We start from the raw sequence: 13,949 nt of genomic DNA, 5'->3' as shown, positions 1-13,949 counted from the left end.
TGAGGGCAATCATCAGCTCCCTGGATCCCCGCCTTCGCGGGGATGACGAGTCAGGGAAGAGTGTCTAATTTTGAGATAGAACTGCTATACCCCTACCCCTCATCCAGAGCAATGGGCCGCTGCCTGTAACCGCTCCAAAGTGGCCCACAACACCCCGTCATCCCGCCCTTGGGCATAGGTTGGAATCACGATGGTCTCCCCTTCCGTCGCCACCGCACCCGTGCCTTTTACAGGATGCATTCGGCCATCATAACCGCTGCTCCAAAGAACAAAGGCGACATTTTCCACGGTGGCTTGGTTGATCACCCGGATGGGGGTCGAACTGGCTGCACAGAGGCTGCCTGGATGGCTCAGTTGGGGATCATACAGATAGTGGATCGGGGCGTTGTAGGCATCCCTGGGTTGGGGAATGACGTTGGTATAGGTCTGGGGAATGCCGTTGATTTGGGTGGGGGGGAGTTGACCGTGGGTGGCGGCAAAACCGATCAACGCTTGTAGATCCGCTTGCAGGTGTTGGGTGTTTTTTTCCCTTAAAAAATCAGCATAGCGGGGGAAAAGATAACCCACGGTGGAAACGACGATCCCGAGCAGGATCATCGCCAGCGCCATTCCCACCAAGCTGAAACCCGATTGGTTCGAAGGGAAGGATCGGATATTCAGTGAGCCGGGATCGCGCATGGAAGGGGCTCCCGGTAAGCTCACAAGCCGTAGTTGATGGCAAAAGATTTGGCGTCGTAGCTTTTGCCGGCGGGCTCACTCTGACTTTGATCCCGCACGTGGAGGGTAAAGCGGGCAGAGCCGATACTGGGAGGGGCTGCGTTTCTTTTGATGGTGACAAACTGGCCCAGCTTCCAAAATCCCGACTGGTGGCTGCACCCTGTGGAGGGGGGCAGGCGCTCGCCTTTTTTACCCTGCATGGCCGAAACCAAAAAATGTTTGCTGATGGATCCGGTCTGCTCCTCAAGACACCAGCCCAAAAGCTCACCCGGTTGGCCCTTAACCCCCCCCTCAGCGTGAATGGCAGCGGCATAGGAGCCCGATTTGGCTGAAGGGTTGGGGAGGGATTGGGTGATGATTTTCAGGGCTGGGCCGCACTGGGCGGCAGCTTTCAATTCATAGAGGGTGGCCCAGCCAACAAGATCGTCGTTATCGTCGGAATAGCTCGCCAGGGTCACCTCTGTGTCGTCCGCCACCTCTCCCGGTGTGAGGCCGAGATTTCCCACCCCATCATACCCCTTGCTCCAAACCACAAAGGCAACATTGTTCACCGTGGTTTTGTCACCTGGCAGACGAACCCGCAGGCTGGCCCGATTGCGGCGGCAGATCTCTCCGGGGCGGTCATCCAGCAGAGGATCAAAGGCGTAGAGGAGTTTGGCGTTCTGGGCATCCCGATTGCTGGCCACCACCTGAAAAAATCCATCCCCAGTGGGAATTTGCCCCTCTGAACCAGCAAACCCGATGACGCTTCTGATGGCTCTGGCAACGATGGCTTCGTTTTTTTCCTTCAGGGCTTGGCGAAAGGCCGGGCCAAAAACTTGGATCCCCATGCCCAGCATGAGCCCGACGATGATCATGACGATGGAAAGCTCCACCAGGCTGAAACCGGCCTGGCGTACCAAGGAACTTTCACTTCGTGGCAACATCACCTGGGGGACGGACTTCATGATACGTTCAAGCCTTCCTTCCATCGGTTTTCACACGGCCTTTTTATTTTTCAACCTGGGCTCGATATGCAACCCCGGGCTCAACCTTAAACCATCCCGGCCTGCCTCTTAAAAGCCTACCCGAAACCTGGCCTAACCCATGGTATAGAGGGGCAAGAGCATCCCCACCAGCAGGGTCAAAAAGAGAATACCGCCAATCACCAGGGCCACCGGCTCAATCACCTTGCTCAAGGTCGCAATCATGCTATCCAGGCGGTTGCCATACTCTTCAGCGGCAAAACGCAGCTGTTCATCCAGCCGACCGCTCTGCTCCCCGACGCCGATGAGACGCACCACCAAAGGGGGAAAGACAGCACCGTCGGTAAAGGCCTGACGCAACCCCACCCCCTTCACCAGACTCTCCCGCACCACCCCGATGCGCTCCCGATAAAGCTCGTTGCTGACCGAGCCCCGGAGCACATCCAGGCTTTTCATGGCATCCACACCGGCATTTAAAAGCACGGAAAAATATTCGGTGATAAAGGCCAGATTGGAGGTGTGGAGAATTTTATTGATGGGAGGCATAGCCAACAAAAATCCGTGGAAACGGCGTCGAAACCATTGGCTTTTTTTGAGGCTGATTTTGAACCCCACCACCAGCACAACCAAAAAGAGGATCACCCCGATGAGATTGTTTTGCAAAAAATTGGAAGCCGCCAAAATCCCCCGTGTCAAGGCGGGCAGATCCTTATCCAGGGTGGAGAGCAACCCCACCATCAACGGCACGACAAAATAGAGCCAGAAGGCCGCAGCGGTAAAGATGGCCGAAAGCATCACCGCCGGATAGGTCAAGGCCCGCTTGGTCTCCCGAATGATCCGATCCATCTTGACGATATGAGCCGAGGCGTCCTGAACAGTGCGGTCCAGGGTGCCGGTCTCCTCCCCGATGCGGATCAAAAAGATGGCGGTATCGGGAAAAAAACGCGGCCAGCGGCTCATCGCCTGAGAAAGACTGCTGCCTGATTTAATCCGTTGCACCACATCCCGGCCCACTTTGATCAGGGTGGGGTTGTCGTGTTTGATCAGAGTATCTTCCAGGGCACTCACCAGAGGAATACCCGATTTGAGCATCATGGCGACGTTGTTCAACACTTCGGCCACATCCATCGCCTTGACCTTGTGTTCGAACAGTTGATCGAGAAAGGCGAGGGTTCCCCCTACGGCGCCTGGCAGAGGCTGGGCATAGAGCACGGTGTTGCCCTCCCCCTCCAGATAGGTCATGGCGGAGATGGGGTTGTCGAAGGGCAGATCGGTCAATCCCCCCTGAACCCGACCTTCCCGGCTGATCAATCGATAGATAAAAAAGGCCATGGCAGCTCTCAATACCCCAGCACACGAATCACTTCGGATACCGAGGTTTCCCCCAGCTTGACCTTGGCCCGGGCGTTGGAAAAAATATCCTGGAAGCCGCTCTTGCGCGCCGCAGCCAGCAGATTGTCCACGCTTTCGTCCCGACCGATCATGGCGGCCAGCTCCGGATCCGTCCGCATGATTTCATAGATCACTGTCCGCCCCATGTGACCGCTGCCGTGACAGGCACTACACCCCCGCCCCCGGCGCAGCTCCTTGATGTCGGGATCTTTGAGATAATCCAATTCATCCTGGCTTGGCTTGTAGGTCTCCACACAAGCCGGGCAGATCCGCCGCACCAGCCGCTGACTCACCACCCCTTTCAGGGCATCTGCCAGCATGAAGGGGGGAATGCCCAGGGAGCGCAGGCGGGGGATCGCCCCAAAGGCGGTGTTGGTGTGGAGAGTGGAGAGCACCAGGTGGCCGGTTTCCGAGGCGGAGACGGCGGTCTGGGCTGTTTCGCCATCCCGAATTTCCCCCACCAGCATCACATCCGGGTCGTGGCGCAAAAAATAGCGGATGGCGTTGGCAAAGGTGTAACCTGCCTTGACGTTGATCTGGGTTTGGCGCAACAGAGGAATCCGGTATTCGATGGGATTTTCCACCGTTACGACATTTTTTTCGGTGAGGTTCAAGGCCCGCACGGCAGCATAGAGGGTAGTGGTCTTGCCGGAGCCTGTGGGGCCGGTCAAAAGCACGATGCCAAAGGGCTCGTTAAAGATGCGGGTCAGCTGCTCGATATCCTCCCCCATGAGCCCAAGTTGGGCCATGCTCATGAAATCCCCTTTGGCGGGCAACACCCTGAGCACGATATTTTCGCCATAGGGACAAACAGTGGAGGAGACGCGAAAGTCGTAGTGGTTGTTGAGAATCACATCCGAGAAGGAGCCGTCCTGGGGCAGGCGCTGCTCGGAGATATCCATGTTGGCCTTCATCTTGGTGCCTGCGATAAGCCGCTTGAAGGAAAGCGGCAGGGCAAATTGAGCCCGCAGCACCCCATCGATACGAAAAGCGACGGAAATCACCCGGTCCATGGGGCGGATATGGATATCGCTCGCCCGCTTTTTGATCGCCAACTGCAAGAGATAACTGATGAAGGGATCCAGAGAGCGCACCCCATCGGAGTCGGCGCTGATGAGTTTGATTTCCCGGGTGAGGAGTTTTTCCACCGGGTTTTCCAAAAAATAGTAAAAATATTGGATGGCGTTTTGAATCTTGCCCTTTTCCCCCACCCGAATGACCGGTTTTAATCCGGTGGTGCGGGAGATCAGTTTTTCCAGGCTGTCGATATCATCCCCGGTGCTCACCAGGATCACCTGCTCGCTATCGTGAAAATAGGGCAGGAAAAGGTGATTGAGGCAGAGATTCATGTTGAACAGGCGCAAGGTATCGGGGTTGGGCACCTTGTGCTCCACCTCGACATATTTGCGCCCTTCCTGGGTGGAGATGGTGGTGGCGACATCATATTGGGAGATCAATCCCAGCCGCTCCAGAATTTCCCCCACCCGCTCTCCGGTCACCTTTTGATCCTGAAGGGCAAGCTCGATGTGACCCTGGGTGATAAGGCCCTTTTCTTCGAGCAGCTCACCAATGGGTTTATTTTTTGGCTGATCCGCCATGATGCAACCCCGACCTCTCCCTGATGGCCCTATTCGACCGGATGGCCCTATTCGGCCGGATGACCCTATTCGACCAAATGACCGTTTTGGCTCTGTTGCCTCCTGATGCAACCGACCTCTCAATCATCCCGCCGGTGCAAGGGCTGTTTTAAGCCTGGACGGTAAATCCTTGCCGTCCAACGGGCTCTTGGCGGATGATTCCCGGGACTGAATCCCAAGCCATCCCCCAAGCCTTTGGAACTATAGCCTTGTTGCCGGGTTGGTGACAAGCAGAAGACCCGGGGGTTCCCTGGTGGTTCCACCATTATTTCGATCCATTGCCGAAGGGGATTGATCCCCCTTCCCTGGGAGGTGTGAAGGGTTTATGTATTTTTTCTACAGCCTGCTCCTGAGTATCGCCATCGGCATCACTCTGCCCCTGTGGGTTTGGCGCTACTTTACCACCCCCAAATATCGGGGCACCCTGAAACAGCGCCTGGGGGGGATCATCCCTCCCGAGACGGATGCTCCCCGTATCTGGCTTCACGCCGTCTCCGTGGGGGAGGTGCTGGCGGCCCAGGGATTGGTAGAGCGAATCCATCAAGCCTATCCCGATCATGAAATTCATGTCTCCACCGTCACCCGCACCGGTCAGCAGATGGCTCGGGAAAAGCTGCCCCATGTCACCTTTACCTTTTACCTGCCGGTTGATCTACCCTGGATTGTTAAAGGAGTCGTACAAAAAATTCGCCCCCGCTTCATGATGGTGATGGAGACCGAACTCTGGCCCAATCTCTATCGGGCGCTGGGCCGGGAAGGGATTCCGATTCTCTTGATCAATGGCCGCCTCTCCCCCGGCTCCTCCCGCAACTATGCCCGGGTGCGGGGGGCGATGAAACAATTTTTGCAGCCGGTCAAGCTCCTGGCGATGCAGTCGGAGATGGATGGGGAGCGGATGTTGAAAATTGGGGGTGTCGAAAAGCGGCTGGTGGTGACCGGTAATCTTAAATTCGACACCGCCCTGCAACCCCCTTCCGAGGAGGAGATGGCCGAACTCCACAGAAAAATTCCCAAACCCGATTTTCCGGTATTTCTCGCAGCCTCCACCCATCCAGGAGAAGAGAACGCTGTGCTCACGGCTTTCGGGCAGCTGGGGGGAAAATTTTCCGATCTCAAACTGATTCTGGTCCCCCGGCATCCGGAGCGGTGTGGGGAGGTGCTCGGCCTGGTGGAAAAATCGGGCTTTGCAGGGGGGCTTTTTTCCCAAATCCAGGAAGGGGGATGGCCCCGGGAATCAAGCGTGCTCATTGTCGATCAGGTGGGATGGCTGAAGCGATTTTACAGCCTGGCCCAAGTCGCCTATATCGGTGGCAGCCTCATCCCCCGGGGAGGGCAAAACATGCTGGAGGCCGCCGCTTGGGGAGTGCCATCGGTGTTTGGCCCCCACACCTTCAACTTTAAGGAAGCCACTGCGCGAATTTTGGAGGGGGAGGCCGGGGTGATGATTCAGGAGGCGGATGAGCTGGGCGATGCCGTGGGGAAGCTCCTGGATGATAAAGAGCGTTATCAAGCCATGAGCCAAAACGCTCGCCAAGTGGTGCAGGCCAATGCCGGGGCGTTGGACAAAACCATGACCGCCATTGATGATACCCTGAGCGAATATGCCTAAGCCATGCTGACGCTTCCCCTATTTTTCCTCACGCGACCGACCTGAATCGTGCAACCTCTCATCCCCTATCTCAACGGCCAAAAGCAGCCGGACACCCTCCTGATCAAAGGCATTCTGGCTGCCCTCACCCCCATCGGTCGGATCCATCACCTGATCCACACCCTCCGGGCCCAAGGGTACCGGCGAGGAATTCTGCCCGCCTACGACCCCCCCTGTCCGGTGGTGAGTGTCGGCAATCTCACCAGTGGCGGCACCGGCAAAACCCCCACCGCCCTCTGGATCGCCCGGCACCTGATGGCCCAAGGGTGGCGGGTGGCGGTGATCAGCCGGGGCTATCGGCAGCAATCCCAGGCACCGGTCAATGTGATCGCCCATGACGGCCAAATCCACATCACCCCACCCCAAGCCGCTGATGAGGCCTTTTTACTGGCGCATCTATTGCCGGGCGCGACCATATTGACCGGTCCCAAACGGCGGCTGCTCATTGAACACGCCGTCAATACCTTACAGGTCGAAATTGTAGTCATGGACGACGGCTTTCAACATCTCCAGGTGCGCCGACATCTCGACCTGCTGCTCCTGGATGGCCACCACCCATTTGGCAATGGTCACCTACTCCCCCGGGGGCATCTGCGGGAACCCCTCTCTGCCCTCACCCGCTGTGATGCTATTTTGATCACCCGCAGCGGCGAGGGCGAACAGCTGGCGGATATCAGAGGCCAGATCACCCAACTGGCTCCGGATAAACCCCTCCTCACCACCCAACATGCCCCCAGCCGCTGGAGCCGATTGACCGAAGCAGGACCGGTGCCCCGGGAACCCCCAAGCCAGACCCCACTCCACGCCTTTTGCGGCATTGGTCAGCCGAACAGCTTTTTCGGCAATCTGAAAAATCTCGGCTTCACCCTGACAGCCACCGAAAGCTACCCCGACCATCACCCTTACAGCCGTGAGGATATCCAGGGATTGAGCGAACGGGCCGAACGCAGTGGTGCGGGCGGTCTTGTTTGTACCGAAAAGGATGGGGTCAAAATCGATCCCGGTGAGACCAAGCTCCCTGTTTTTACACTGGGGGTTGAGCTGATTTTTCAGGAAGAGCCCCACTGGTTGACCCATGCCTTGGCGCACCTGGCCAAAAAAAACAAGGGAGTGACCGGATAAATCTCAGGAGCGGGCAGAAAAAAGCCTGTAGTGGACGGCATTTTCAGCCAACCAACAGCGGCTGACGTGGAAGAGAAAATGATTTACACCACTTCTGGGGTTGTTTGTCCCCGGACATTATTGATATGCTTACTTGGACACTTGCCGGGAAAGCTTAAGCAAACTTTATCCCGTACGGCCCAGCCAGGCTTGTTTGATTCACTGCCGCCGGCCAACATTCAGCCCCCAAAGCGAGCGGCTTAAGCCCATGCCTCCATTCCTCACAGAGGAAATTCTGGAACTGCAAACCATCAAAGGAATTCCGTTTCCGGCCTATGTCAAATTTCGCCAGTTGATCATTACCGGCCCCCCGGGAGCCGGAAAAAGCCGCCTGCTACAAAGAATCGGCGGCTGGTCTGAAGAGGGCTATCTGGATTTGACCTTTCCCAAATGGTGGCAGCTGCAAATATTGTCCATTCGCCCCAGGGAGCTGCACTTCGGCCTGCCTTTCAAGGGCCATGAAAAGGCCCTGGCTGTTTTTGAAGAAGAGTGGCTCGACGCCCCCAATCCACCGAGATTGGATGTGGATCGCATCCAGATGCCACCGATCAAAAAAAATTTCCTGTCCACCAATTGGCGAGCCAAGTTTGCCTTTGAGTTTACCATACAACCCCCTCCCCGACTCTTTGAACTGCGTCGGGTTCGGGCCCAACTGGGAACCCATCATGTGGATAAACAACTGACCCTGCAACAGATCGAACGCCAGGTGAGAACCTACCAGGAAACCGCACTACACTTTCACCAGGCAGGCTTTCAGGTCTACATCCGCAACGACTTCGACGGCATTCCCCAGCGCATCATCAGCACCGGGAATAATAGCCTATGAATCAGTCTCAAGAAAAAACCGGGCTTTTCCAAAAACTGAAAAACCTGATCGTGCCTGACCGGAATCTCGGGGAAGTGGACCTCACCCTTGAAATTCACCTCCAGGGACACGAAATACGGGTGCTCAACAAAGGCACTCCCCTACAGGTACTCCTGGGCCAAACCGGACAGCGGCTGCAGCTCCACCCCAATCCCTCGATTCGAACCCCCATCGGTGAGCATCCTCGCTGCCTGTTGATTATCGATCCAGACAGATATTTCAATGAAATCAGCGGCTTCATTCGCCTGGAACATGGCAAGACCCTGCTTCTGGGCAACTCCGATGAAGAGCAAAAAACCATCTTCAACTATCCCAACGGGGTCGCCCAGCGCCACCTCACCATCACCCACGATGGAGACGCCATCGTCTTCAAGGATCTCAACACCGATGCTGGTACCTATATTTCCACTTTGGGAGAGAGTCCGGAAGTCAACCTGATCACCGAAAACCGCCAGAATGGCCTCTCCCAGATAGAGCGCATTTTTGGTGGTCCCATCCAAGCACTCTCCTACCGCAAGGCCCTCCAAGCCATCCGCTCGGTCAACACCATCCTGGAGGATGCCCCCTGTCGCCCCAAGGATTCACGAGGACTTCCCGGGGGAACAGTGCAGATACCGGAGGCATTGACCCCCATCATCGTCGGCGACCTCCACGGTCAGGTGGATAATCTGCTGAAAATTTTGACTGAAAACAATTTTCTCCCCTCCCTGGAACGCAAAGAGGCGTGCCTGATTATTTTGGGGGATGCGGTCCATTCGGAGCGGGACGGGCAGATGGAGGAGATGCACCCTTCCATGTTGATGATGGATCTGATCTTTCGACTCATGATCCACTTTCCCGAACAAATTTTTTATATCCGGGGCAACCACGACAGCTTTTCTGCGGATGTGCGCAAAGCGAGCGTTCCCCAAGGGCTCCTGTGGGAAAAATATCTCCGGGCCACCCGGGGTGAGCAGTATCAAAGCGAAATGCAGCGGTTTTATGAGCAAATACCAGTCATTGCTCTTTCCAAAGAGTTTATCGCCTGCCACGCCGCCCCCCCCAAGGCCAAGGTCAATCTGGAACTATTGATCAATACCCACCAATACCCGGGCTTGGTCAAGGAGCTGATCTGGAACCGCCTGCAACGCCCCAACTATCCGGCAGGCTATACCAAGGGGGATGTCAAACGATTTCGCAAAGCCTTGGACCTCGACTCGGAAATCCCCTTCATCGTCGCCCACAACCCCCTGAACCAGGATGATTCCATCTGGCTCCACGCCGGGGAGATCAACAACCACCATATCGTCTTTTCCGGGCGCCCCCACTGTATCGCGGTATTCACCCGTATCGGAGGGCAGATGGTCCCCCTCCTTTTTCCCACCGAACCCATACTGGAGCGGGCTCAGGCGTGATTTGGCTTAACTTTCTGACTTCTTTATAATAACGCTCCTGACCTGCCCCTCCCAGAAAAGAAAGCTCAGGCCAGAAGAATCAAGCCTATCTGCCACAGATGACACAAGCCTATTAATCGAGCTTGAATAAGCATGGGAAGACACGCTATACTGGATGCGCATTATGAATGCGCATAAAACACAAGAAAAGGACACCCACATGGATCATACCATCTACGATGCGAGCGCCCCAAAAAAACCAGTCAACGTCAGTGTCAATAGCGACCTGCTGACCCAAGCCAAAACACTCAAAATCAACCTTTCAAAACTCCTGGAAACCCACCTTGTCATGGAAGTTACCAAGCAGCGACGAGAAGCTTGGCTGAAAGACAATCAGGAGGCCATCGCTCAATATAACAAACGAATCAACCAGCATGGTGTATTCGGTGACTCGGTCAGGCTATTCTGATGGCCCAGTTCGACGTTTACAGACATATCACCCCCAAAAGCCATGCAGAGCTTTTAGTAGATGTACAGAGTGGCTTTCTTGATGGTCTTGAAACCCGGATTGTCATACCCATGTACAGGATTGAGCCAGGATTGAATTCAGTTCGGACTTTGAATCCTATCGTGGAGGTGTCCGATGTCCACTATTTTCTTTCCACCTCTGAATTGGCTGCAATTCACCGTAAAGAATTGAGCCAAAAAGTAGGATCACTCATCATTCATCGTTCCGAAATTATTGCTGCATTGGCTATGCTTTTTACCGGTATCTGAGTTCAACCTACCGAAGCTCTTGTCATCGATTGATAAACGCGACTTCTTGTTGTTCCCATGCTGCTTTCGGCCCCCCTCCCCATAACCCCCTTTTTTTCACCACACACACCTCCCTCCATTTTTGTATCAAAACAGTTCTCCACCCCTCCCCATAGATGATCCTAATGCATTGTTTTTCAAGAAAGCCCAAAGATTGACCCTTTTGTTGCAAAACCTTCACGGATTTGTCACTCCCATCAGCTACATTGCCTCCTGGCAGCGACCAGCTCCACGCTGCTGTGCACCCAATTTGGATAGAGCTTGAGAAGGCACTCTTGATTCGGCATCCCTTTTGAGTTGCGAAGGATACCCATGAATACATCCATCCTCATCGTCGAAGACGAACAGGATTTGATCTCCACCCTCACCTATAATCTCGAAAAAGCCGGTTATCTGGTACAATCTGCCCTCTCCGGTGAAGAGGGACTCACCCACATCCAAGAAGGATCTCCTCCAGATCTACTCCTTCTGGATCTCATGCTGCCAGGCATTTCCGGCCTGGAGGTGTGCCGCCGAATCCGCACCACCCCAGACACACAGGATCTGCCCATCCTGATGCTCACCGCCCGGGGGGAAGGATTTGACCGAATCGTCGGCTTTGAAACCGGGGTGGACGACTATCTGGTAAAACCCTTCAACATTCGGGAACTGCTGTTGCGCATTCAGGCCCTTCTCCGTCGCAAGGCGCGTTACACCCTTCCCCCCGACGCTGAAAAAGAGATCACCTTTGGCCGAATTTGGATGGATCTGGAAGGCCATCAGGTAACAGTCCAGGGCAAGGATATCAACCTGACCGTTTTGGAATTCAAACTGCTCACCACCCTCATCTCTCGCCGGGGCCTGGTGCAGAGCCGGGATACCCTTTTGAACGATGTCTGGGGGATCTCCGCCATGGTTCAAACCCGCACCGTGGATGCCCACATCAAACGCCTACGGGAAAAGCTGGGGGTGGTAGGACATTATCTGGAGACCATACGGGGGGTGGGATATCGTTTTCGCAGCCATCCCGGGGAGGAGGAAATTTGAACCGGAAAGAGGGGCTGTCCTTTATGCTTGCCAAGCCATCGAGCTGGATGGCGGGCACCGCCAACGGGGTCACGAAGCGTGCGTTTTGGCCTGGCTGTTCCCCCAGAGGGAGGGGATCGTGAAGCTCGGCATTCGTGGCAAGCTTTTTCTCATCTCTCTGGGGCTGATCCTCGGGGTGGTGGTGGCGGTTGAACTCTACCTGGAATATGCCCTGGGGCAGTGGCTGGAATCCCGCATCGCCACAGAGTTGCGACACCACGCCGCAAGCGCTCGCATTCTCCTCAAGGAGAGCGGGGCTCCTGCCACCATCAAGGCCCTGGATCCCCTGGCAGATCGTCTCGGCCAAGCCACCTCAGCCCGCATCACCCTCATTGCTGCTGACGGTACCGTATTGGGAGACTCCCAGCTGGATCAGGAGGAAATTCAACACGTTGAAAACCATGGATACCGACCCGAGGTGGTGATGGCCCAGCGTTTGGGCCAAGGCCGCTCCAAACGCTACTCCTCCACCCTCGACACCCACATGCTTTATGTGGCGGTGCCCTATCGCTTCACCAAAGAAAACCCAGGCACCATCCGAGCCGCCATGTCCCTGGCCAATATGGATGATCTCCACCATCGTCTGACCTGGATTTTGATGCTGGCAGGTTTTATGGCTATTGCGGGTGCCATCACCTCCGGGGGGTTTGCCGCCCACTGGTTCACCCGCGCCTTCCGCAACCTGGAACAAAACGCCCGCACGCTGGCCCGGGACGTCAGCTCCCAACCCATCGATATCGACAGCCAGGACGAAATTGGTGGGCTCGCCAGCTTCGTCAACCATCTGGCCCGGGAGCTGCGGGAAACCGTCATGGCCCTTGCCCTGGAGCGGGGGCGGATGAATACGGTCCTGGAAGGGATGGTCGAAGGGGTGATGGCCATCGACAACAAGCAGCGCATCACCTTGATCAACCGCTCCGCCATCCTGCTGTTTGGCCTGCCCCGAACCCCCATCGGTGGCCGGTTCAGCCATTTCGTTCCAGTCAAGCCCATCCACGACCTTTTGGCTACCCCTCCCGAGGAAAAGCCCCTCTCCATCGAGTTCGATCTGGTCTATCCCGCCCCCCGCCGGGTGTTGGTGGTGAACAACACCCTGCCTGATGGACAGGGAGAGGTGCTGGTGATACGGGATGTGACCGAAATTCGCCGCCTGGAGCAGATCCGCCGGGATTTCGTCGGCAACGTCTCCCACGAACTACGCACCCCTGTCGCCATTCTCCAGGCCAACGCCGAAACCCTCCTGGATGGCGCCCTGGAAGATCCCAAGTTTAATCGCAAGCTGGTCAGCGCCATGGATCGCCACGCCAGACGCCTCTCCCGAATCATCACCCACCTCCTTGAAATTTCCCGACTGGAGGCGGATCAATATCCCTTGGCTCTGGAGCCTGTCCACCTGGAAACGGTCGTGCAACGCACCCTGGAGACGGTGGAGCAGCCCATGGCAGATAAAAACATCCAACTCAAAACCGATCTGCCCCCGGATCTTTTGATCAAGGCCGACCCGGATGTCTTGACCCAGGTGCTCAACAACCTGGTGGAAAATGCCATCAAATATTCTCCGAAAGGCTCCTCTATCATTATCAGGGCCTATCGAAAGGATCATTTTCTACGCATGGAAGTGGAAGACGATGGACCCGGCATCCCAGAGGCCCACCACACCCGAATTTTTGAACGGTTTTATCGGGTGGACAATGGTCGCTCCAGGGAGATGGGAGGCACCGGGCTCGGGCTCTCTCTGGTAAAGCATCTGGTGGAACGCATGGGGGGGACGGTGGGGTTTGAACCGGTCACCCCTCGGGGATCGCGTTTTTGGACTGTTCATCCACTTGCTGAATAGGTACCATCATTGTCACCTATTTATTGCTTGACCGTCACCCAATCGTTAATTGAGGCTGATATTCTCTCATTACGAGATGGCGATATAGACGTTCAGTGACCTGAGTTTTGTCCTGGGGAGGCAAAAAATGAACGGAATTCTCAAATCTTTTTTGGAAAGCACCATCATCAGCAGTGTTGTGGTATTGGTCGCCATGGCCTTGCTGCTGCTACCGGAAACCATCATGTTGCTGGGAGGCTCTCTGAGTCGCCTGTTCTCCGGGTTCTGACATCTTCTCCGGGTCTACTGAGTGATCCCACGCTTGCCTTAAGGCTCAGGGCTACCTCGTTTTCTGCCCCATCTGCATGACCCAGCCACAGCCTCATTGATCATCTCAGCTTGACAACATCCCTTTAAGCATCACTATAATTGACTGCGGTGATAAAACCACCCTAACAAATTTTCTAAATTTCATTATTTCAAACCAAAACAGA

General features: G+C 55.6%; 13 protein-coding genes. 9 read left to right on the top strand and 4 right to left on the bottom strand.

All coding sequences use genetic code 11. The features are described from left to right. Nucleotides 1-99 precede the first annotated feature (99 nt). From HQL52_17905 to tadA, 4 genes are all read right to left on the bottom strand, one after another. Nucleotides 100-678: a type II secretion system protein gene (locus HQL52_17905; GenBank protein ID MBF0371322.1), complete on the bottom strand. Its 579-nt coding sequence runs from the start codon at nucleotides 676-678 to the stop codon at nucleotides 100-102. Between the two features lie 20 nt (nucleotides 679-698). Further along, nucleotides 699-1,664, bottom strand: a complete 966-nt coding sequence (locus HQL52_17900) for a type II secretion system protein (GenBank protein MBF0371321.1) — start codon at nucleotides 1,662-1,664, stop codon at nucleotides 699-701. A gap of 132 nt (nucleotides 1,665-1,796) precedes the next feature. Then, nucleotides 1,797-3,014, bottom strand: a complete 1,218-nt coding sequence (locus HQL52_17895) for a type II secretion system F family protein (GenBank protein MBF0371320.1) — start codon at nucleotides 3,012-3,014, stop codon at nucleotides 1,797-1,799. Between the two features lie 8 nt (nucleotides 3,015-3,022). Beyond that, nucleotides 3,023-4,672: a Flp pilus assembly complex ATPase component TadA gene (gene tadA / locus HQL52_17890; protein ID MBF0371319.1), complete on the bottom strand. Its 1,650-nt coding sequence runs from the start codon at nucleotides 4,670-4,672 to the stop codon at nucleotides 3,023-3,025. A 364-nt stretch (nucleotides 4,673-5,036) separates the two neighbouring features. On the opposite strand from tadA, the gene HQL52_17885 reads away from it, so the two are divergent. From HQL52_17885 to HQL52_17845, 9 genes are all read left to right on the top strand, one after another. Beyond that, nucleotides 5,037-6,320: a 3-deoxy-D-manno-octulosonic acid transferase gene (locus tag HQL52_17885; GenBank protein MBF0371318.1), complete on the top strand. Its 1,284-nt coding sequence runs from the start codon at nucleotides 5,037-5,039 to the stop codon at nucleotides 6,318-6,320. A 48-nt stretch (nucleotides 6,321-6,368) separates the two neighbouring features. Further along, nucleotides 6,369-7,481, top strand: a complete 1,113-nt coding sequence (gene lpxK / locus HQL52_17880) for a tetraacyldisaccharide 4'-kinase (protein MBF0371317.1) — start codon at nucleotides 6,369-6,371, stop codon at nucleotides 7,479-7,481. A gap of 247 nt (nucleotides 7,482-7,728) precedes the next feature. After that, nucleotides 7,729-8,346, top strand: a complete 618-nt coding sequence (locus tag HQL52_17875; protein ID MBF0371316.1) for a serine/threonine protein phosphatase — start codon at nucleotides 7,729-7,731, stop codon at nucleotides 8,344-8,346. Next, on the top strand, nucleotides 8,343-9,779 hold the full coding sequence (locus HQL52_17870) for a metallophosphoesterase (GenBank protein ID MBF0371315.1): 1,437 nt from the start codon (nucleotides 8,343-8,345) through the stop codon (nucleotides 9,777-9,779). The genes HQL52_17875 and HQL52_17870 overlap by 4 nt, the downstream gene beginning before the upstream one ends. 199 nt (nucleotides 9,780-9,978) lie before the next feature. Next, the gene (locus HQL52_17865) at nucleotides 9,979-10,227 is read left to right on the top strand and encodes a type II toxin-antitoxin system CcdA family antitoxin (protein MBF0371314.1); all 249 of its coding nucleotides are present in this window, start codon (nucleotides 9,979-9,981) and stop codon (nucleotides 10,225-10,227) included. Next, the gene (locus tag HQL52_17860) at nucleotides 10,227-10,535 is read left to right on the top strand and encodes a CcdB family protein (protein MBF0371313.1); all 309 of its coding nucleotides are present in this window, start codon (nucleotides 10,227-10,229) and stop codon (nucleotides 10,533-10,535) included. Before HQL52_17865 ends, HQL52_17860 begins: the two co-directional genes overlap by 1 nt. A gap of 351 nt (nucleotides 10,536-10,886) precedes the next feature. Then, entirely contained in the window at nucleotides 10,887-11,600 is a 714-nt protein-coding gene (locus HQL52_17855) for a response regulator (protein MBF0371312.1), read from the top strand. A 118-nt stretch (nucleotides 11,601-11,718) separates the two neighbouring features. After that, entirely contained in the window at nucleotides 11,719-13,476 is a 1,758-nt protein-coding gene (locus tag HQL52_17850) for a HAMP domain-containing protein (protein ID MBF0371311.1), read from the top strand. Nucleotides 13,477-13,603: 127 nt separating this feature from the next. Then, a complete protein-coding gene (locus HQL52_17845) occupies nucleotides 13,604-13,744 on the top strand; it encodes a hypothetical protein (protein MBF0371310.1) in 141 nt (46 codons plus the stop codon). Nucleotides 13,745-13,949: the final 205 nt, after the last annotated feature.

This window comes from Magnetococcales bacterium (assembly GCA_015232395.1).
GTDB lineage: Bacteria > Pseudomonadota > Magnetococcia > Magnetococcales > JADFZT01 > JADFZT01.
The sequence above is the reverse complement of the archived record's forward strand: the minus strand, read 5'-3'. Positions and strand labels throughout refer to the sequence as shown.

What these genes read in the sequence shown, in the direction of transcription:
- HQL52_17865 (MBF0371314.1), top strand. Translation starts at nt 9,979, where the DNA reads ATGGATCATACCATCTACGATGCGAGCGCCCCAAAAAAACCAGTCAAC.
- HQL52_17845 (MBF0371310.1), top strand. Translation starts at nt 13,604, where the DNA reads ATGAACGGAATTCTCAAATCTTTTTTGGAAAGCACCATCATCAGCAGT.
- tadA (MBF0371319.1), bottom strand. Translation starts at nt 4,672, where the DNA reads ATGGCGGATCAGCCAAAAAATAAACCCATTGGTGAGCTGCTCGAAGAA.
- HQL52_17870 (MBF0371315.1), top strand. Translation starts at nt 8,343, where the DNA reads ATGAATCAGTCTCAAGAAAAAACCGGGCTTTTCCAAAAACTGAAAAAC.
- HQL52_17895 (MBF0371320.1), bottom strand. Translation starts at nt 3,014, where the DNA reads ATGGCCTTTTTTATCTATCGATTGATCAGCCGGGAAGGTCGGGTTCAG.
- HQL52_17885 (MBF0371318.1), top strand. Translation starts at nt 5,037, where the DNA reads ATGTATTTTTTCTACAGCCTGCTCCTGAGTATCGCCATCGGCATCACT.
- HQL52_17900 (MBF0371321.1), bottom strand. Translation starts at nt 1,664, where the DNA reads ATGAAGTCCGTCCCCCAGGTGATGTTGCCACGAAGTGAAAGTTCCTTG.
- HQL52_17855 (MBF0371312.1), top strand. Translation starts at nt 10,887, where the DNA reads ATGAATACATCCATCCTCATCGTCGAAGACGAACAGGATTTGATCTCC.
- HQL52_17875 (MBF0371316.1), top strand. Translation starts at nt 7,729, where the DNA reads ATGCCTCCATTCCTCACAGAGGAAATTCTGGAACTGCAAACCATCAAA.
- HQL52_17905 (MBF0371322.1), bottom strand. Translation starts at nt 678, where the DNA reads ATGCGCGATCCCGGCTCACTGAATATCCGATCCTTCCCTTCGAACCAA.
- HQL52_17860 (MBF0371313.1), top strand. Translation starts at nt 10,227, where the DNA reads ATGGCCCAGTTCGACGTTTACAGACATATCACCCCCAAAAGCCATGCA.